At 70.4% G+C, this 18461-nt stretch carries 18 protein-coding genes; 7 read left to right on the top strand and 11 right to left on the bottom strand.

Annotation, left to right across the window (positions count from 1 at the left end):
- Positions 1-84 precede the first annotated feature (84 nt).
- The 10 genes from K244_RS0115380 to K244_RS0115335 all read right to left on the bottom strand — a co-directional run bounded on the left by K244_RS0115380 (position 85) and on the right by K244_RS0115335 (position 11665).
- Positions 85-867 carry an enoyl-CoA hydratase gene (locus tag K244_RS0115380; protein WP_020187171.1) on the bottom strand — a complete coding sequence of 261 codons (783 nt, stop codon included), beginning with the start codon at positions 865-867 and terminating at the stop codon, positions 85-87.
- 138 nt (positions 868-1005) lie between these two features.
- Complete coding sequence (gene mutM / locus K244_RS0115375) at positions 1006-1869, bottom strand: bifunctional DNA-formamidopyrimidine glycosylase/DNA-(apurinic or apyrimidinic site) lyase (RefSeq protein WP_020187170.1); 864 nt, start codon at positions 1867-1869, stop codon at positions 1006-1008.
- 214 nt (positions 1870-2083) lie between these two features.
- Positions 2084-3019, bottom strand: coding sequence for a prephenate/arogenate dehydrogenase family protein (locus tag K244_RS0115370; protein ID WP_020187169.1), 936 nt, complete (start codon positions 3017-3019; stop codon positions 2084-2086).
- Positions 3012-4148, bottom strand: a complete 1137-nt coding sequence (locus K244_RS0115365; RefSeq protein WP_020187168.1) for a histidinol-phosphate transaminase — start codon at positions 4146-4148, stop codon at positions 3012-3014. The genes K244_RS0115370 and K244_RS0115365 overlap by 8 nt, the downstream gene beginning before the upstream one ends.
- Before the next feature lie 25 nt (positions 4149-4173).
- Positions 4174-4941: a chorismate mutase gene (locus tag K244_RS0115360; protein WP_020187167.1), complete on the bottom strand. Its 768-nt coding sequence runs from the start codon at positions 4939-4941 to the stop codon at positions 4174-4176.
- A gap of 141 nt (positions 4942-5082) precedes the next feature.
- Positions 5083-5475 (bottom strand): ester cyclase, encoded by a 393-nt coding sequence (locus K244_RS0115355; RefSeq protein WP_020187166.1) that lies wholly within the window; start codon positions 5473-5475, stop codon positions 5083-5085.
- 82 nt (positions 5476-5557) lie between these two features.
- Positions 5558-6718 (bottom strand): osmoprotectant NAGGN system M42 family peptidase, encoded by a 1161-nt coding sequence (locus K244_RS0115350; RefSeq protein WP_020187165.1) that lies wholly within the window; start codon positions 6716-6718, stop codon positions 5558-5560.
- A 57-nt stretch (positions 6719-6775) separates the two neighbouring features.
- Positions 6776-8449, bottom strand: a complete 1674-nt coding sequence (gene ngg / locus K244_RS0115345) for an N-acetylglutaminylglutamine synthetase (RefSeq protein ID WP_036306883.1) — start codon at positions 8447-8449, stop codon at positions 6776-6778.
- Between the two features lie 118 nt (positions 8450-8567).
- Positions 8568-10340 (bottom strand): N-acetylglutaminylglutamine amidotransferase, encoded by a 1773-nt coding sequence (locus tag K244_RS0115340; protein ID WP_020187163.1) that lies wholly within the window; start codon positions 10338-10340, stop codon positions 8568-8570.
- A 317-nt stretch (positions 10341-10657) separates the two neighbouring features.
- Positions 10658-11665 carry an NAD(P)H-quinone oxidoreductase gene (locus K244_RS0115335; RefSeq protein ID WP_020187162.1) on the bottom strand — a complete coding sequence of 336 codons (1008 nt, stop codon included), beginning with the start codon at positions 11663-11665 and terminating at the stop codon, positions 10658-10660.
- A gap of 157 nt (positions 11666-11822) precedes the next feature.
- Between K244_RS0115335 and K244_RS0115330 the strand changes: the two genes are divergently transcribed.
- The 7 genes from K244_RS0115330 (at position 11823) to K244_RS0115300 (ending at position 17725) form a co-directional block, all read left to right on the top strand.
- On the top strand, positions 11823-13193 hold the full coding sequence (locus K244_RS0115330) for a leucyl aminopeptidase family protein (RefSeq protein ID WP_020187161.1): 1371 nt from the start codon (positions 11823-11825) through the stop codon (positions 13191-13193).
- Positions 13194-13282: 89 nt separating this feature from the next.
- A complete protein-coding gene (locus tag K244_RS0115325; RefSeq protein WP_020187160.1) occupies positions 13283-13873 on the top strand; it encodes a YqaA family protein in 591 nt (196 codons plus the stop codon).
- Positions 13874-13928: 55 nt separating this feature from the next.
- On the top strand, positions 13929-14771 hold the full coding sequence (locus tag K244_RS0115320; RefSeq protein WP_020187159.1) for an NlpC/P60 family protein: 843 nt from the start codon (positions 13929-13931) through the stop codon (positions 14769-14771).
- A gap of 128 nt (positions 14772-14899) precedes the next feature.
- On the top strand, positions 14900-15871 hold the full coding sequence (locus K244_RS0115315) for a YeiH family protein (RefSeq protein WP_020187158.1): 972 nt from the start codon (positions 14900-14902) through the stop codon (positions 15869-15871).
- A 14-nt stretch (positions 15872-15885) separates the two neighbouring features.
- Positions 15886-16782, top strand: coding sequence for a LysR family transcriptional regulator (locus tag K244_RS0115310; protein ID WP_020187157.1), 897 nt, complete (start codon positions 15886-15888; stop codon positions 16780-16782).
- Positions 16779-17216: an EamA family transporter gene (locus tag K244_RS0115305; protein WP_020187156.1), complete on the top strand. Its 438-nt coding sequence runs from the start codon at positions 16779-16781 to the stop codon at positions 17214-17216. Before K244_RS0115310 ends, K244_RS0115305 begins: the two co-directional genes overlap by 4 nt.
- A gap of 23 nt (positions 17217-17239) precedes the next feature.
- A complete protein-coding gene (locus tag K244_RS0115300; protein ID WP_036305816.1) occupies positions 17240-17725 on the top strand; it encodes a hypothetical protein in 486 nt (161 codons plus the stop codon).
- A gap of 4 nt (positions 17726-17729) precedes the next feature.
- On the opposite strand, the gene K244_RS22100 is transcribed toward K244_RS0115300, so the two are convergent.
- Positions 17730-18197, bottom strand: coding sequence for a class I SAM-dependent methyltransferase (locus tag K244_RS22100; protein ID WP_020187154.1), 468 nt, complete (start codon positions 18195-18197; stop codon positions 17730-17732).
- Positions 18198-18461: the final 264 nt, after the last annotated feature.

The raw sequence follows: 18461 nt of genomic DNA, 5'->3' as shown, positions 1-18461 counted from the left end.
AGGAAGAGCGCGATGGTCCGGGGCGCGATCCCGGCTCGGCCTGCGGCCGTCCGGGATGACGCGAACGCGGGTCGGCGAGGCGGCCTACCTGTTCTTGAACGCGGGCTTTCGCTTTTCCACGAAGGCGGTCATGCCCTCGGTCTGATCCTCGGTCGCGAACAGCGCCTGGAAGGCGCGGCGCTCGAAGCGGACGCCCTCGGCGAGGCTCGCCTCCTCAGCCACGTTCACCGCCTCCTTGGCGGCGAGCACGGCGACGCGCGAGAACGACGCGATCTTCGCCGCCGCCTCGAGCGCCTCGTCGACCAGCCGCTCCGGCGCGACGATCCGGGCGACGAGCCCGGCGCGCTCAGCCTCCGCTGCGTCCATCATCCGGCCGGTGAGGATCAGGTCCATAGCCTTGGCCTTGCCGACGGCGCGCGTCAGCCGCTGGGTGCCGCCGAAGCCCGGGATGATGGCGAGCGTGATCTCGGGCTGGCCGAACTTCGCGGTGTCGGCGGCGAAGATCACGTCGCACATCATGGCGAGCTCGCAGCCGCCGCCGAGCGCGTAGCCCGCCACCGCCGCGATCGAAGGCTTGCGGCAGGTCGTGATCCGCCGCCAGCCCGCGCCGAAGTCCTCGAGGAAGGCCTCGGCGTAGGTCTTCTCGGCCATTTCCTTGATGTCGGCGCCCGCCGCGAACGCCTTTTCGCTCCCCGTCACGACCACCGCGCCCACCGCGTCGTCCGCCTCGAAGGCCTCGAAGGCGAGCGCGAGCTCCTCGATCAGCCGCCCGTTCAGCGCGTTCAGCGCCTTCGGCCGGTTGAGCGTGATCAGGCCGACGACCCCGCGGGTCTCGACGAGCAGAGTTTCGTAGGGAGCGTCGGTCATGGGGCCTCTTGGGATTGGAGCGTCATCCCGGCCGAAGCGGCGCCGCCGCGCAGAGCCTGGATCGTCTTGAGAATAAAGCGCGCTATCCGAATGGCGATCCCAGCTCTCGCTTCGCTCGGCCGGGATGACGCTCGCTTGTCATTTCTGGCACTGCGCGCAGAAGAACGTCGAGCGCCCCGTCTGAACGATGCGCTGGACCACGCCGCGGCAGCCGGGCGTCGGGCAAGGCTCGCCCTCGCGGTCGTACACGCGGAAGGCGTGCTGGAAGTAGCCGAGCGCGCCGTCGGCGTGAGCGAAGTCGCGCAACGTGGACCCGCCGGCGGCGATGGCCTCCTCGAGCACCTGGCGGATCGCGCCAGCGAGCAGGTTGGCCTTCCGGATCGTCAGCGTGCCGGCGGCGCGGGTGGGCGACAGCTTCGCCCGGTGCAAAGCCTCGCAGACGTAGATGTTGCCGAGGCCCGCGATCAGCCGCTGGTCGAGCAGCGCGGCCTTGAGGCTCGTCTGCTTGGTCCCGAACAGGCGCAGCAGCAGGGCGCCGTCCAGCGCGTTGCCGAGCGGCTCGATCCCGACGTGGCGGAACAGCGGGTGCGCCTCGAGGGTCGCGCGCGGCGACAGCGTCATGAAGCCGAAGCGTCGGGGGTCGTTGTAGGTGACCTTCGCCCCGCCCTCGAAGGCGAACTCCACATGGTCGTGGGCCGCGGCCTTGGAGCGGGGGTGGTGGAACGACCCCGGCGCGACTTCCGCTTCGGGAAGAAGAATGCGGAACGAGCCGGACATGCCGAGGTGCATCACCAGCACCTCGCCGTCGTCGAGGTCGGCCAGAAGGTACTTCGCTCTGCGTCCCAGCGACGTGACGGTGCGGTCCTTGAGCCTCGCCGCGAACCGTTCGGGGAAGGGAAAGCGCAGGTCCGGCCGGCGCGCGTCCACGCTGAGGATGCGGTGGCCTTCCATGACCGGCGCAAGCCCCCGGCGGACGGTCTCGACCTCGGGAAGCTCAGGCATCGGCGCGCTCCGGAGCGCGCTCGGAGACCGGGAGCCCCCTCACTCGCCGCTGCGCGGCGACCTTTCCCCGCTGGGGAGAGGTGACGACCCGCGCCTCCCGTCGGGCGTTCCGCAGTTTGGCGGGTGCGGTCCCGCCGCGCACCTCTCCCCGGTGGGGAGAGGTCGGAGGGCGCAGCCCTCCGGGTGAGGGGGCGCAGCCCCAGCCGGCCACCGCTCAGTCCTTCGCGGGCGCGGTCGCCCTGCGGCCGAAGTCGGGGGCTGCGGTGTCCTGGCCCTGCTCGACGATCGAGCGGCGGATCGCGCGGGTGCGGGTGAACAGGGCGAACAGCGCGTCGCCCTCGCCCCAGCGGATCGCCCGCTGCAGCGCCGTCAGGTCCTCCACGAACCGGCCGAGCACCTCCAGCACCGCCTCGCGATTGTTGAGGAACACGTCGCGCCACATCGTCGGGTCCGAGGCCGCGATGCGGGTGAAGTCGCGGAAGCCGGAGGCCGAGTACTTGATGACCTCCTGCTGGGTCACCTCCTCGAGGTCGGCGGCCGTGCCCACGATGTTGTAGGCGATCAGATGCGGCACGTGGCTGACGATGGCGAAGACCAGGTCGTGGTGCTCCACCGACATGGTGTCGACCATCGCGCCCATGCCTTCCCAGAAGCCGCCAAGCCGCGCCACGTCGCTCGTGTCGGCCGGGGACAGGGGCGTCAGGATCGCCCAGCGCCCACGGAACAGCTCGGCGAAGCCCGCGTCGGGGCCGGAATCTTCGGTGCCGGCGATGGGATGGGCGGGCACGAAGGTCGCGTAGGGCGGCACGTGCGGGGCCATGTCCCGCACCACCGCGCCCTTCACCGAGCCGACGTCGGAGAGGATCGCGCCGGGCTTGAGCCGCGCCCCGATCTCGGCCGCGACCGCGCCGCAGGCGCCGACGGGCGTGCAGACGATGACGAGGTCCGCGCCCTCGGCCGCTTCCGCCGCGCTCTCGGCGACCACGTCGGCGATGCCGAGCTCGGCGACCCGTGCGCGCACCGCAGGATCCCGATCGGCGGCGACGAGCGTTCCGACGAGGCCGCCGGCCTTCGCGGCGCGGGCGATGGAGGAGCCGATCAGGCCGAGGCCGATGATGGCGACCCGGTCGAACAGGGGTCCATCAGCCACGGGCGTCGCCCGCGAGGAACGCTTTCAGCCCGTCGAGCACGGCGCGGTTCGCCTCCTCCGAGCCGATCGACAGCCGCAGCGCGTGCGGCAGGCCGTAGGTGGAGACCGCGCGCAGGATCACGCCCCGCGCCGTGAGGAAGGCGTCGGCCTCCGCCGCGGTGCGGCCCGGCGTCTCGGGGAAGTGCACCAGCACGAAGTTCGCGACGCTCGGCGTGACCTCGAGGCCGAGCGCGCGGATCTTGTCTGTCAGCGTCGTCAGCCAGAGCGCGTTGTGGTCGACGGCGGCGTCGAGATGCGCGCGGTCGGCGATCGCCGCCGCGCCGGCTGCGATCGCCGGGGCGGACAGGTTGAACGGTCCGCGGATGCGGTTCAGCACGTCGACCACGGCCGCCGGGCCGTACATCCAGCCGATGCGCAGCGCCGCGAGCCCGTGCACCTTCGAGAAGGTGCGCGTCATCACCACGTTTTGCGATCCGCTGACGAGCTCGACGCCGGCGGCGTAATCGTTCGCGCGGACGTACTCCGCGTAGGCCGCGTCGAGCACGAGCAGGACGTCGCCCGGCAGGTTCGCGTGCAGCCGCTTCACCTCGTCGAACGGCAGGTAGGTGCCGGTCGGGTTGTTCGGGTTCGCCAGATAGACGATGCGCGTGCGCTCCGTGACGCAGGCGAGGATGGCGTCGACATCGGCCGTCAGGTTGGTCTCGGGCGCGACCACGGGCACGCCGCCGGCGGCGAGGATCGCGATCCGATAGACGAGGAAACCGTGCTCGGTGAAGACGCCCTCGTCGCCCGGGGCGAGGTAGCCATAGGCCAGCAGCGACAGGATCTCGTCCGAGCCCGCACCGCAGACGATGCGCGCCGGATCGAGCCCATAGGCCCGGCCGATCGCCTCGCGCAGCGCGGTGGACGAGCCGTCCGGGTAGATCTCGAGATGGCCGGCCGCCTCCCGAAAGGCCTCGATCGCGCGCGGACTCGCGCCGAGCGGCGTCTCGTTGGACGAGAGCTTGTGGAGCTTCACGCCCGCCGGCGCTTTGCTCTTGCCGGGCACATAGGCCTCGATCGCGAGCGCGCCCGCGCGGGGCGTCGGGCGATCGGCAGGGGAGAGGGCGGCGGGAGACGCGGACGTCATCGGGAACGGCTTTCGTGAAACGGGATCAGCGCGCCGCGGCCGGCTGCGCGTAGCCGCCGAGCGGCAGGGCGTTCGGCGCGGGAGCCGCCGCGCCGGGAACGGCGACGAGCCGGTTGCGGACGCCGTTGCGCGTCACCCCGGCCAGGATCTCGACCTCGGGGCTGAGGTGGAGATCGCCGTCGTCGTGCACCGCCCAGACAGACACCTCGCTCGTGCTGCCGGGGCCGAGCGGCCGGGCGATCACGAGCGCGGGGGTCGGGGCGGGATGGCCCTCCGCGGGCAGGAAGGGAAGGCGAGCCATGACTTGCGGGCCCTCGCCGCCGAGCGCGTCCCACCAGGCGCCGGCAGGCTGCGGCTCCAGGCGGACAAGCCCGAGGTCGCCGGTCGAGGCGCGCACCGCCTCCACCACGCGGCCCGGTATGGCGTGGCCTTCCAGCGGTACGTCGAAGCCCACGTGGAAACGGGCGAGGTCGTGCATCGCGAGCGCTTCGGGACCCTGCTCCACATGCAGCGTGAACGGCGCCTGCACATGGGTGAAGGTCGCGATGATGGTGCGCCAAAGATGTTCGGCGGTCGCGAGCGGCAGGCGGCCCTCATGCCGGTCCGCGATCCGCCGCATCATGTCCGCCTCGCGCCCCGGCCGGAACGCCGAGCCCGTCTGCGAGGTGCGCTTGATGGCGATGAGCCGGTCGATGACCGCGCCGCGCTCCATCAGCAGGCGATGCATCGCCTCGTCGATCCGGTCGATGTCACGGCGGATGTCGGTCAGCGGATCGGGGGTCGCGTCGTTCATGGCGGCGTCTTCGGCTCGGCCGGCAGACCTCTCGCCCGCGGCGGCCCCTTCATAGACGAGCCGGGGCGCGAGGCAAACCATGCGACGTCGCGGCACGATCGGCAGGAAGACGCGGCGACGGAGAGAGGTCGATGCGGCGGCCTAGCGAAGCTGCGCTTCGATCGCGGCCTTATCGATGACCGACCAGACCTCAAGGATCCGTTGGTCGCGAAATCGGTAGAAGACGTTCTCGCAGAACCGCACCCTTCGGCCATGCACGGGCAGGTCGAGGAACTTGCCTTTGGGCGTGACGTCGAAGTCCAGCCTGCTCGCCACGAGCGGGGGGTCTACGACCAGAATCTGAATACTGAAGTGCAGGTCGGGTATGCGCTCATAATCGGCCTCGAGCATGGACCGATAGCCGCCGATCCCCAGAGGCCTACCGTTGTGACGGACGTCGCCGTGGACGAATTCGCCAAGCTTCGTCCAGTCTCGCCCGTTGAGGCAGGCGATGTAGCCGCGGTACGCGGCCTCAAGGTCGTCTTTGCTCGGCATCGGTCATCCAATCCGTGACACGTCGATCAGAGCTGGGCCTCGCCGAAGCCGCGGCCGGGCGAGGCGATCGGAAACCCCAGCGTCAGCCTTCGGCGGGGAGCTGCTCGCCGGGCTCGATGTCGGGCTCGGCCGGCTCGATCGGCTGGTGCGGGAAGCCCTCGATGGAGCCGACCGCCTTGGCGTCGCGCTTGATGTCGATCGCGCTCGTCACATAGGCCGTCATCAATTCCGCCAGCGAGCGCAGCGCGTGCATGTGGATGCGCTCGTAGCCGTGGCTCGCGTCGATGCCGAAGGTGACGAGCGCGGTGCGCACGTCCACGCCCGCCTCGATCGCCGAGGCGCTGTCGGAGCGGTAGTAGCGGAACACGTCGCGCTGGTGCCGAATGTCGTTGTCGCGCGCGAGCCGGATCAGCTCGTGGGTAAGGTGGTAGTCGAACGGCCCGGTCTGGTCGGCCATGGCGATGGTCACGCCGAACTCGTCCGACGCCTGCCCCGGCGCGGTGGTGCCGTTGTCGATCGTCACCATGGCGGCGACGTCGTGCGGGAGCACCGCCGAGGCGCCGACGCCGACCTCCTCGGCGATCGAGAAGATCCACCAGGTGTCGACCGCAGGCTTCTTCCCGGAGTCGATCACCGCCTTCAGCGTGGCGAGCAGGATCGCGACGCCGGCCTTGTCGTCGAGATGGCGCGAGACGATGAAGCCGTTCTCGAGGAACTCCGTCTCCGGGTCGATTGCCACCACGTCGCCGACATGGAAGCCCAGCCGGTTGAGGTCCGGCACGTCGCGCACCAGCGCGTCGACCCGCACCTCGACGTAGGGCCAGCCGGTCGGCTGGGTGTCGATCTCGTCGGCGTAGGTGTGGCCCGAGGCCTTGAGCGGTAGGATCGAGCCGCGGTAGGCGCCGGCCTCGGTGAAGATCGTGCAGCGCGCGCCTTCGGCGAAGCGAGCGGACCAGCTGCCGATCGGCACCAGCTCCAGCCGGCCGTTGGGCTTGAGGTACTTCACCTGCGCGCCCAGCGTGTCGAGATGGGCGATCAGCGCGCGGGAGGGATCCTTCGCCCGGCCCTTCAGCCGGGCGCGGATGGCGCCGCGGCGCGTGACCTCAGGTTCGACGCCGAGCCGCTGCAACTCGTCCACCACCGCGTGGGTGATGGTGTCGGTGAAGCCCGAGGGGCTCGGGATCTTGAGCAGGGCTTTGAGCTGGTCGCCCAGATAGTCGATGTCGACGTCGAGACGCGGCATGGGGTCTCCGCGGTTGGGAGCGATTCGAGAGGCCTCAATACCACGAGCTGACGGCCGTCACCCCAGCCCCATCCGCCGCACGCCCGCCGGCATCGACAGCGGGAACAGCAGATCGACGAAGCGCTCGGCGGTGGGCTGCGGCTCGTGGTTGGCGAGGCCGGGCCGCTCGTTCGCCTCGATGAAGGCGTAGGTCGGCTCGTGCGGCGCGCGCACCATCAGGTCGACGCCGACGACGGGGATGTCGATGGCGCGAGCCACCTTCACCGCCGCCTCCACCAGTGCGGAGTGCACCACGCCGGTGACGTCGTGGATCGTGCCGCCGGTGTGGAGGTTCGCGGTCTTGCGGACGGCGATGGTCTGGTTCGGCGGCGCGATGTCGTCGAGTGCGAAGCCCGCCGCCTTCACGCAGCGCTCGGTCTCGGAATCGATCGGAATCTGGCTTTCGCCGCCTGTCGCGGCGGAGCGGCGCCGGCTCTGCGCCTCGATCAGCGCGCGGATGGTCGAGCGGCCGTCGGTGGTGATCTGCGCCGGGCGGCGCACGGCGGCGGCGACCAGCTTGAAGTCGATGACGATCAGCCGCAGGTCTTCGCCTTCCGCCATCTGTTCGATCAGCACGCGGTCGCAGAACGCCTTGGCGCGCTCCACCGCGGCTTCGACATCGTCGATGGTCTGCAGCCCGACGGCGATGCCGCGGCCCTGCTCGCCGCGCGCGGGCTTCACCACCACTGCGCCGTGGCGGGCGAGGAAGGTCTCGATCTTGTCCCGGTCGTCGGCCTCGATCTGCTCGGGCACGGCGACGCCCGCGCGGGACACGGCCCGCCGGGTCACCGCCTTGTCGTCGCAGATCGACATGGCGACGCCGGTCGTGAGCTCGCTGAGAGACTCGCGGCAGAGAATGGAGCGACCGCCGTGGGTCAGGCGGAAGAAGCCGCCCTCCGCGTCCGTGACGTCGACGCCGATGCCGCGCCGGCGCGCCTCGTCGACGATCAGCTTAGCGTAGGGATTAAGGCCCTCGGCGCCCTGGTCGCCGATGAACAGGCGCTCGTTGATCGAGTTCTTGCGCTTCACCGAGAAGGTGGGGATGCGGGCGAAGCCGAGCTTCTCGTAGAGGCCGATCGCCTGCGTGTTGTCGTGCATGACCGACAGGTCCATCCAGAGCGCGCCCTGGTCCCGCAGGGTCTCCGCGAGGCGGCGCACCAGCGTCTCGCCGACTCCGGGGTGGGACGCCTGGGGGTCGACCGCGAGGCACCACAGCGACGAGCCTTTCTCAGCGCAGCCGAAGGCGCGGCCGTGGTCGACGCCGGTGACCGTACCGATGACGGCGTGGGTCCGGGCGTCCTCGGCGACGAGGTGGATCACGACGTCGTCCTCGCGGGCGCGGTCGAAGAAGTCCGGGCGCACCGTCACCATGTGGCGCGCGGAGTAGATGCGGTTAATCTCCTCAGCATCGCGCGGCTGCTCCACGCGGCGCACGACGAACGCGCGTTGGCCGCGCTTCGAGGGCTCGTAGGCCGTGAGATCGAGCCGGAACATGTGGCTGGGGTCGAGGAACAGCTCCAGCGGCGCTTGGGCGAGCAGAACGTGCGGGTCGTCCACGTAGACCGCGATGTCCCGGGCCTCGGGCCCCTCCTCGCGCAGCGCCTCCGCGAGCGCCTTGGGGTCGGCGAACGTCTGGGCGAACAGCAGCCGGCCCCAGCCGCAGTCGACGATCGCGTCGGTGGTGTGGGCCATGGTCCCCTCCTGCGCTTCGCCCGCAAGGCCTCGCCCCATGCGGTAGGCGGCGGCCGCGGACTCTCCCGAAACGATCATGTTCGGCTCTTTCATTCGATGTCGGCCGGTCGTCGGGCGCTCAGACGCCGTGGGTCTGGAGCCAGACCTCCAGCAGGGCGCACTGCCAGAGCTCGGACCCGCGCAGCGGCGTGATGTGCTTGGCCGGATCGTCGAACAGCGTTTCGAGATACTCGGGGCGGAAGAGCCCGCGCTCGCGGGCGGCCTGGCTGCCGAGCGCGTCGCGCACCATCTCCAGCGTCTGGCCCTCGAGATACTTGAGGCCGGGCACCGGGAAGTAGCCCTTCGGGCGATCGACGATCTCTTTCGGCACGATGTGCCGGGCGAGATCCTTCAGCACGCCCTTGCCGCCGTCCGCCAGCTTGTGCTCGCCGGGAATGCGCGCCGCGAGCTCGACCAGCTCGTGGTCGAGAAACGGCACGCGCGCTTCAAGCGAATGCGCCATCGTCATGTTGTCGACGCGCTTCACCGGGTCGTCGACCAGCATCACGGTGCTGTCGAGGCGCAGCGCCTTGTCGACCGCGTCGTCGGCCCCAGGCATGTCGAAGTGCTCCTCGACGAAGGCGCGGGCGTGGTCGGCGGTCGCGTACGGCTCCGTGACGTGCGCGTTGTAGCGGGCGTTGTCGCGGTCGAAGAAGGCCTTGGCGTAGTCGGCGGCCGGCGCGTTGGAGGCGGCGACGGGTGGATACCAATGATAGCCGGCGAAGATTTCGTCCGCGCCTTGGCCGCTCTGCACGACGGTGACGTGCTTCCGCACCTCTTCCGACAGCAGATAGAACGCCACGCAGTCGTGGCTCACCATCGGCTCAGACATGGCGTCGATCGCGCCCGGCAGCGCGTCCAGCATCCGGCGCTCCTCGATCGTGATCTTGTGGTGCTTGGTGCCGAACTTCTGCGCGACGATGTCTGAGTACTTGAACTCGTCGCCCTCCTCGCCGCCCTTGGCCTCGAAGCCGATCGAGAAGGTCTCGACGTTCTGGTGGCCGAGTTCGGAAAGCAGCGCCACCACGACGCTGGAATCGACGCCGCCGGAGAGCAGCACGCCGACCGGCACGTCCGCCACCATGCGCCGCGTCACAGCCGTTCGAAGACTGTCGTGCACCTGCTCCCGCCACTCGTCGAACGAGCGCGCGACGTCGACGGCGGAGCGCTCGTAGGAGACGGCCCAGTAGACCTCCTCCTTCGTGCGCCCGTCCGCCTCGTAGATGCGCAGGGTCGCCGGCGGCAGCTTACGTACGCCGGCAAGGATCGTGCGCGGCGCGGGCACCACAGAGTGGAAGGTCATATAGGCGTTGAGGCCGACCGGATCGATCGTGGTGTCGACGCCGCCGGCCTTCAGCAGCGACGGCAGCGACGACGAGAACCGCACCCGGCCGGCGCCCTCCGAGACATAGAGTGGCTTGATGCCCAGGCGGTCGCGGATGAGGATCACGCGCCCGGAGTCGCGCTCGTGGATCGCGATGGCGAACATGCCGAACAGCTTCTTCGGCAGCTCGGCGCCCCACTGCTTCCAGCCCTTGACGATCACCTCGGTGTCGCCGTCGGAGAAGAAGCGGTGGCCCTTGGCTTCAAGCTCCGCACGGAGTTCCTTGTGATTGTAGATGCAGCCGTTGAAGACGATGGTGAGGCCGAGGTCGGGATCGACCATCGGCTGCTCGGCCTTCTCGCTGAGGTCGATGATCTTCAGCCGCCGGTGGCCGAACGCGACGCGGCCGCGCGCGACGATGCCCTCGCCGTCAGGCCCGCGGGACACCATGCAGCCGGCCATCGCCGCCACGGCTTCGACCGAGGCCGGCTGACCGAGAAACGTGAATTCGCCGCAGATTCCGCACATGTCGCGTGTCGCCCCAGGGTTGAACGCCGGACGCGCCTCTGCGGCCCGTCGGGATGGACGGCGGACCTGCGCATGCGTCGGCTCTTGCGGGGAGGAGCTAAGGCGGACGCGCCGAAAGGCGAGTCTTTTGGAGGGGGACGTGCGATCGGGCAGGGTGCAGTGTCAGCGACGCTGGCTTCAGGATGCCCTTCGAGACACCCTCCCCGTCGTCCTCCGGCTTGACCGGAGGACCCATCTCAGGCGTCGAGCGCCGGACCCGAACCGGGATGGTCGGTTACCGCGCGCGTGGGATCGCAGAGCGCGAGCGCAGACGGTCCTTAGGCTTTGCCCGTCGTCAGGATGATCTTGCCCATGTGCGAGCTTCCCTCCATCAGGCGGTGAGCCTCGGCGGCCTCCGCCAGTGGGAAGGTGGCGTGGATCACGGGCTTGACCTCGCCCGCCTCGATCAGCGGCCAGACCTCGCGCTGAAGCGCCTCGGCGATGGCGGCCTTCTGGGCGATCGGGCGCGCGCGGAGCGTCGAGCCGGTGAGGGTGAGGCGCTTCAGCATGATCGGCGTCAGGTCGATCTGCACCTTCGGCCCCTGCATGAAGGCGATCTGCACCAGCGTGCCGCCGAAGCTGAGCGACTTCAGGTTCCGTGCAGTGTAGTCGCCTCCGACCATGTCGAGGATGACGTCGACGCCCTTGCCGCCGGTCTCGGCCTTCAGCACCTCGACGAAATCTTCCGTGCGGTAGTCGATCGCCTTCGCCGCGCCGAGCTTTTCGCAGAAGGCGACCTTGTCGGCGCCGCCGGCGGTGGCGTAGGGCGTGGCCCCACGGGCCTTGGCGAGCTGGATCGCCGTCGTGCCGATGCCGCTCGTCCCGCCGTGCACCAGGAAGCGCTGGCCGGACTTCAGGCCCGCCTGCTCGAACACGTTGGTCCAGACCGTGAAGAAGGTCTCCGGCACCGCAGCCGCTTCGACCAGCGTGAGGCCCTTGGGGGCCGCAAGGCAGGTCGCGGCCTGCGCTACGGCGTATTCGGCATACCCGCCGCCCGCGATCAGCGCGCAGACGGCGTCGCCGACCGCCCAGTTGGTCACGCCCGAGCCGAGCTTGACGATCCGGCCGGCAATCTCCAGGCCGAGCGTCTCGGGAGCGCCGGGCGGCGGCGGGTACATGCCCTTGCGCTGCATCACGTCCGGACGGTTCACGCCCGCCGCGACGACTTCGACCAGCACTTCGCCTTCGCCCGGCTCCGGGAGCGGCCCGTGCGCGAGAACAAGCACGTCCGGCTCGCCGGCGCCGTCGGCTCGGACGTAGGCCATCTCGGTCGGAAGATCGGTCATCGGGTGAGCGCCTCGCTGGTATGCCTCGATTGCGGAGAAAGGGTTTGGCGCGTCCGGCCCCTCGGGGCAAGGCTCGGCGCCGCCGAGCGTCGCCCTCGTCGTCCGAAATGTGCGATGACATCGCCCGCGTTTGAGCGATCAGTGTCTGGAGGCCCCCATGCCGTCGATCTTCGTCCCCGCCGCCGACAGCGCGACGCCGATCTGGTTCGTCCCCGCAGGCGGCGTCCTGCCGGAGACGGCGCGCGGCTGGGCCCAGGCGACCGGCTTCGAGACCACCGCCGGCGCGACGCTGGCGGTTCCGGGCTCGGACGGCGGGCTGGCGGGCGTCGCGCTCGTCACGGAGAGCGCCGGCGCGCGGGAGAAGAACCCCTTCCTTGCCGGCAAGCTCGCGGGCGTCCTGCCCGCAGGGACCTACCGGTTCGAAGACGCCGGACAGACCGCCCGGCTCGCGGCGCTGGGCTTGGCGCTCGGCCTCTACCGCTTCACCCGCTACGGCAAGCCGGCCGCCAAGGACATCCGCCTCGTCGCCCCCGACGGCGTCGACGTCCCGGCGCTGGAGCGCACGGTTCGGGCGGTCGAGACCGCGCGCGACCTGATCAACACGCCGGCCAACGACCTCGGCCCGGTCGAGCTCGAGGCCGCGATCCGCACGCTCGGCGAGCGCCACGGCGCGACGGTGACCTCGATCGTCGGCGACGATCTGCTGGCCCAAAACTTCCCGCTCGTTCACGCGGTGGGCCGGGCCGCCGCCGCCCACCGCGCGCCGCGGGTCGTCGACCTCGTCTGGGGCCCCGAGGACGCGCCGAAGGTGACCCTCGTCGGCAAGGGCGTGGTGTTCGACACCGGCGGCCTCAACATCAAGCCCGACGCCTCCATGCTGCTGATGAAAAAGGACATGGGCGGCTCGGCCGTGATGATCGCCGCCGCTGACATGGTCATGGGCGCCAAGATCCCGGTCCGGCTCAGGCTGATCGTCGGCGCGGTGGAGAATGCGATCTCCGGCGACGCCTTCCGGCCTGGCGACGTGATTCCGAGCCGCAAGGGCCTCTCGGTCGAGATCGGCAACACCGACGCGGAAGGCCGCCTCGTGCTCGCCGACGCGCTGGCGCTGGCCGACGAGGAGGCGCCGCAACTGATCGTGGACGCCGCCACCCTCACCGGCGCCGCACGCGTCGCGCTCGGGCCTGACCTGCCGCCGCTCTACAGCGACGACGACGCCTTCGCCGCCGACCTGCTGCGGCACGCGCAGGCCGAGCACGACCCGCTCTGGCGCATGCCGCTCTGGAACCCCTACGACGACCTGCTGGCCTCCAAGATCGCCGACGTGAACCACATCTCCGGCGGCCCCTTCGCGGGCTCGATCACCGCGGCGCTGTTCCTGCGCCGCTTCGTCGGCCAGGCCAAGACCTGGGCCCATCTCGACGTGTTCGCCTGGACGCCCTCGGCGAAGCCCGGCCGTCCGGAAGGCGGCGAGGCGCAGGGCGCGCGGGCGCTCGCCGCGCTGATTATCGAGCGCTACGGCCGCTGAGTTCACGAAGGCGTTGGAGCGGCGTTTCGGGACGGACGGACGCCGTCCGCATCGGCCATAACCCTCGCGCACACAGCGCGCGGGGGACGATGCTCAAGAGGATCTACGACTGGTCGCTGAGGATGGCGCAGCACCGTCACGCCGAGCGCGCGCTGGCGGGGCTTTGCTTCGTCGAAAGCTCGTTCGTTCCGGCCCTGCCGGAGGTGATGCTGCTGCCGATGATCCTGGCCGAGCGCGCCAAGGCGTTCCGCTACGCCATCATCTGCACCGTCTCCTCCGTGCTCGGCGGCGTCCTCGGCTACGCCATCGGCTTCTTCCTGTTCGAGGCGATCGGCGAGCCGCTGCTGCGGTTCTACGGCATGTCCGGCGATTTCGAGGAGGTCGCGGGCACATACAACGAGTACGGCTGGCTGATGGTCCTGATCGGCGGCGGGATCACGCCGATCCCCTACAAGGTCATCACCATCGCGAGCGGCCTGACGCAGCTCGACGTCGTCACCTTCGTGGCGGCCAGCGTCGTCGCCCGCGGCGTGCGTTTCGCGCTGCCCTGCGCGCTGCTTTACCGGTTCGGCCCGCAGGCGAAACGGCTGATGGACACCCGGTTGACGCAGGTGTTCTGGGGGTCGCTCGTGCTCGTCGTGCTGGGATTCGTGGCCGCGCCCTACCTCTTCAAGGGCTGACGGCTCTCCCGAATCGAAGACGTTTCCTTCGCGATTTTTGGGTAGAGTGCCGGCGATGAAGACGCCCCTCGACCGCCGCCTGACCCCCGCCCGTCCCGACGTCGCCGCAGCCCATCTCAAGGGCCGCGTGGAGGCTTTGCGCTTCGTGGAGGGCGACCGCCGCCGCGTCGCCGTGGGCCACGCCGGCCTCAGGCGGGCCCCGAACCCGCTTGCGGGCCTCGAGACCGAGGCGCTCTACGGCGAGGAGGTCGTGGTCTACGACGAGCTCGAGGGGTGGGCCTGGGTTCAGCTCTCGCTCGACGGCTATGTCGGCTACATGCCCTCCGCGGCGCTGTCGGCGGACCTCGGTCCGGGCGCCACCCACCGCGTGGCCGCGCTGCGGACGCTGCTGTTCCCCGAGCCGTCCATCAAGACGCCGCCCGCGGACGCGCTCTCCATGGGGGCCAAGGTGAGCGTCGCCGATCTCGACGGCCGCTTCGCCGTGCTCGACACCGGCGCCTACGCCATCGCGGCGCATCTGGCGCCGGTCAACGCCTTCGAGGGCGATCCCGCCGCGGTCGCGGAGCGCTTCGTCGGAGCGCCCTATCTCTGGGGCGGCCGCACCAGCCTCGGCCTCGACTGCTCCGGCCTCTTGCAGGTTTCGCTCGCCGCCTGCGGAATCGCGGCGCCGCGCGACGCCGACATGCAGGAGGCGGCGTTGGGCGAGGCGGTGTCGCTCGACGACGTCCGGCGCAACGACCTCCTGTTCTGGAAGGGCCACGTCGCGCTGGTGCGGGACAGGGACACGATCGTCCACGCCAACGGCCACGCCATGGCGGTTGCTCTGGAGCCGCTGCAGGCCGCCATCGCGCGCATCGGGGCAGGGGGCGATCCCGTCACCGGCGTTCGGCGGCTATAATCGGTTTTCGCGAACGTTCTGACGCTATCAATGCGTTGGATTGATTGAAAGCGGAATGCGATCGTCCTGCGTCCGCGCAGGAGATCGCTTTGACCGAGGTCAGTCTCGCCGTTCCACAAGGTCGCGCGATGTGCGCCACGCTGGCGCCGGGCCTGGCGCTCGCGGCGCTCGTCGCCGCCGCAGCCTATGGCGCGCGGCTGGCGCCGGGGCTTGGATCGTTCAGCCCGATGATCCTCGCGCTCGGCCTCGGGGTCGTCGTCCGCGTCGCCCTGGGGCCGCTGCCCAACCTCCGGCCCGGGGTCGTCTTCGCGATGCGCCGCGTGCTGCGGGTCGCGATCGTGCTGCTCGGCCTGCAGCTGACCGTCGGCCAGGTGGCGGAGGTCGGCGCCGGCGGCGTCGCGATCATCGCGGCCTCGCTCGGCGCGACCTTTCTGGCGACGGTCGCGCTCGGCCGGATGCTCGGCGTCGACGCCCGGCTCGCGCAGCTGATCGCCGCGGGGACCTCGATCTGCGGGGCGTCCGCCGTGCTGGCGGCCAACACGGCCGTGCGCGGACGCGACGAGGACGTCGCCTACGCCGTGGCCTGCGTGACGGTGTTCGGCTCGATCGCCATGTTCGCCTATCCTCATCTCGCGAGCCCGTTCGGCCTCGACGCCCATGCCTATGGGCTGTGGTCCGGCGCCTCGATCCATGAGATCGCCCAGGTCGTCGCCGCCGCCTTCCAGCAGGGGCCGGACGCCGGCGAGTTCGGGGTGGTGGCGAAGCTCGCCCGCGTGATGATGCTGGCGCCCGTCGTGGCGGCGCTCGGGGTCTACATGGCGCGGAGCGGCGACAGCGCGGCGCGCGCGCCGTTCCCGTGGTTCGTGCTCGGCTTCGTCGCGCTGGTCGCGCTCAACAGCCTCTTCACGCTTCCCGCCGGCCCCAAGGCCTTCGCGATCGAGGCGACGCCGGCGCTGCTCGCGGTCGCGCTCGCCGCTATGGGGCTCGAGACCGACCTCGTCAAACTGCGCGAGAAGGGACTGCGGCCCTTGCTTTTGGGGCTGGCGTCGTTCCTCTTCATCGCGAGCTTCAGCCTGGCGCTGGTCAAGCTGACGACCTGAACCCCCGGACCCGCATGACGCTGGAGCAGCTTCGGATCTTCGTCGCCGTCGCCGAACGCGAGCACGTCACGAAGGCCGCGGAAGCCATCCACCTCACCCAGTCGGCGGCGAGCGCGGCGGTGTCGGCGCTCGAGACGCGGTACGGGGCCAAGCTGTTCGACCGCGTCGGCCGGCGCATCGCGCTCACGGAGGCCGGCCGCCTGTTCCTGGCGGAGGCGCGCGCCGTGCTCGCCCGCGCCGCGGCGGCGGAGACCGTGCTGGCCGATCTCGCGGGCCTCAAGCGCGGCCGGCTCGCGCTGGGGGCGAGCCAGACGGTGGCGAGCTACTGGCTGCCGGCGCTGATGCAGCGCTTCCGGACCGCCTATCCCGGCGTCGCGCTCACGCTCGCCATCGGCAACACCGAGACGATCGCCGCGCTGGTGCGCGACGGCGCCGCCGACCTCGGCGTGGTGGAGGGGGCGGTGGACGACCCGACGCTGTCGGTCGCGCCCGTGGCCAAGGACGACCTCGCGCTGGTGGTCGGCCGCGCGCACCCCTGGACCGACGGAAGGCGCGTCGGCCGCGCCGATCTCGCCGCCGCGCGCTGGGTGCTGCGCGAACCCGGCTCCGGCACGCGGGCGATCCTCGAACAGGCGCTGGCCTCGGCGGGGCTTTCGCTTGGCGACCGCGAGATCGCGCTCGAGCTTCCCTCCAACGAGGCCTGCCGCGCGGCGGTGGAGGCCGGCGCCGGCGCGACCGTGCTGTCGACGTTGGTCGCCGCGCCGTCGCTGGCGTCCGGCGCGCTCGTCGCCGTGCCTTATCCGCTTCCCGGGCGCTCGTTCTTCGCGCTTCGCCGCGTCGAGCGGTATGAGACGCAGGCCGAGCGCGCCTTCCTGGCGCTGCTCGCCGATCCCGAGGGCGTCGCGTCATGAAGAGCCTGCTCGCGTCCTGGCAGATCTGGGCCCTGCTTTCGGCCGTGTTCGCCGCGCTCACCGCCGTCTTCGCCAAGATCGGGGTGGCGAACGTCAGCTCCGATTTTGCGACCTTCGTGCGGACGATCGTCATCCTGCTGGCTCTGGCCGGGATCCTCACCGCGACCCGGCAATGGCAGGATCCAGCGGCCGTCAGCGGCCGGACCTATGTCTTTCTCGCGCTGTCTGGGCTCGCGACCGGCGCGTCGTGGATCTGCTACTTCCGCGCCCTCCAGCTCGGCGACGCCGCCCGGGTGGCGCCGATCGACAAGCTCAGCGTCGTTCTCGTCGCGGTGTTCGGCGTGGCCTTCCTGGGCGAGCGGCTGTCGGGCGCGAACTGGCTCGGCGTCGGGCTGATCGGCGCGGGCGCGATCCTCGTGGCCTACCGGGGCTGATCGTGGCGTCCCCACGGTCCTGGATGCGCGCTGTGGTGTCGGCGCCGGTCGCGGCCGCGGTCCTGACGTACCGCGCGCTCGACCGACTGCTCGGGCCGCTGGTGCGCCCGATCCTCCGCGGGCTCGGCGAACTCGCGTTTCTCCAGCGCCTGGGGTGGGCGATCGCGGACGCGCCGCCCTACGTCGTGCTGGCGCTGCTGGCGGTGCCGTTCCTGCTGATCGAGCCGCTGAAGGCGCTGTCGCTCTACTGGATGGCGGTCGGCCACCCTTGGGAGGGCGGCGCGGCGCTGGCGGTCTGCCACCTGCTCAGCATCCTCACCTCCGAGCGCGTCCTTCACCTCGGCAAGCCGAAGCTGATGACGATCCCGTGGTTCGCGACGGGCTACGTCTTCGTCGCCGACGTCCGCGACCGCGCGCTCGCCTGGCTGCATGCGACCGCGGCGTGGCGCCTCGGCCTTGCGGCGGCGGACCGCGCGAAAGCGGTCGCGCGCCGTTGGTTCGGGGCGTGACGCCTCAGCGCACGGCGATCAGCGACTTCGTCAGACCCGCGACCCGTTCCTTCACGATGGTCGAGTCGGGGAACAGCGAGGCCATCGACGGCGCGTTCAGCAGGATCGCGTCCTGCAGGATGGCGTTGGCCTCGTCGACGTTCGCGGCCTTCGGATAGAACCCGCAGGCCTTGGCCTGCACGATCAGGGCGCGCCACGGCCGCGGAAGCCAGTGGATGAACGGCGTGCGGAAATGCGGCTCCAGCGGGAACCAGTAGTTCGGCGTCTGGATAAAATGCCGCGGCGCCACACGCCGCGTCTCGGCCGCCATGCGCTTCTGGTTCGACCATTGCCCGACGTGCTCGATCACCGAATTCGAGTAGGCGAGGTCGAAGCTGTTGTCCGCGTGGTCCTTCAGGTTGCAAGCGTCGCCGGCAAGGCTGGTGAAATGCGGGTCCGTCACGTTTTCCGCTTCGAGGTTCACCAGCGTCACATGAAGAGATCTTCCTCCCCAAATATCCGACAAAGCGTTCCAATGATCAAATCGACCGCCGACATCGATAATATCGCAGTGACCTTTTTGCTTTATTATCTCATCGATTATCACTACAAGCTGGCCGAACCGCTTCATACGAAAACGATTGCGGTATACGCTCTGGTCGTCGGTCCCTAGAAACATGTCGATTCGACGCCTTTTGGAGTGACGGTCGGCTGCAAGCCAGCGACGATGACACTCTACAGACACCCGCCCGCCGTT

Origin of the sequence: Methylopila sp. 73B (genome assembly GCF_000526315.1) — a bacterium.
In the GTDB taxonomy this organism is placed as follows: Bacteria; Pseudomonadota; Alphaproteobacteria; order Rhizobiales; family Methylopilaceae; genus Methylopila.
The sequence above is the reverse complement of the archived record's forward strand: the minus strand, read 5'-3'. Positions and strand labels throughout refer to the sequence as shown.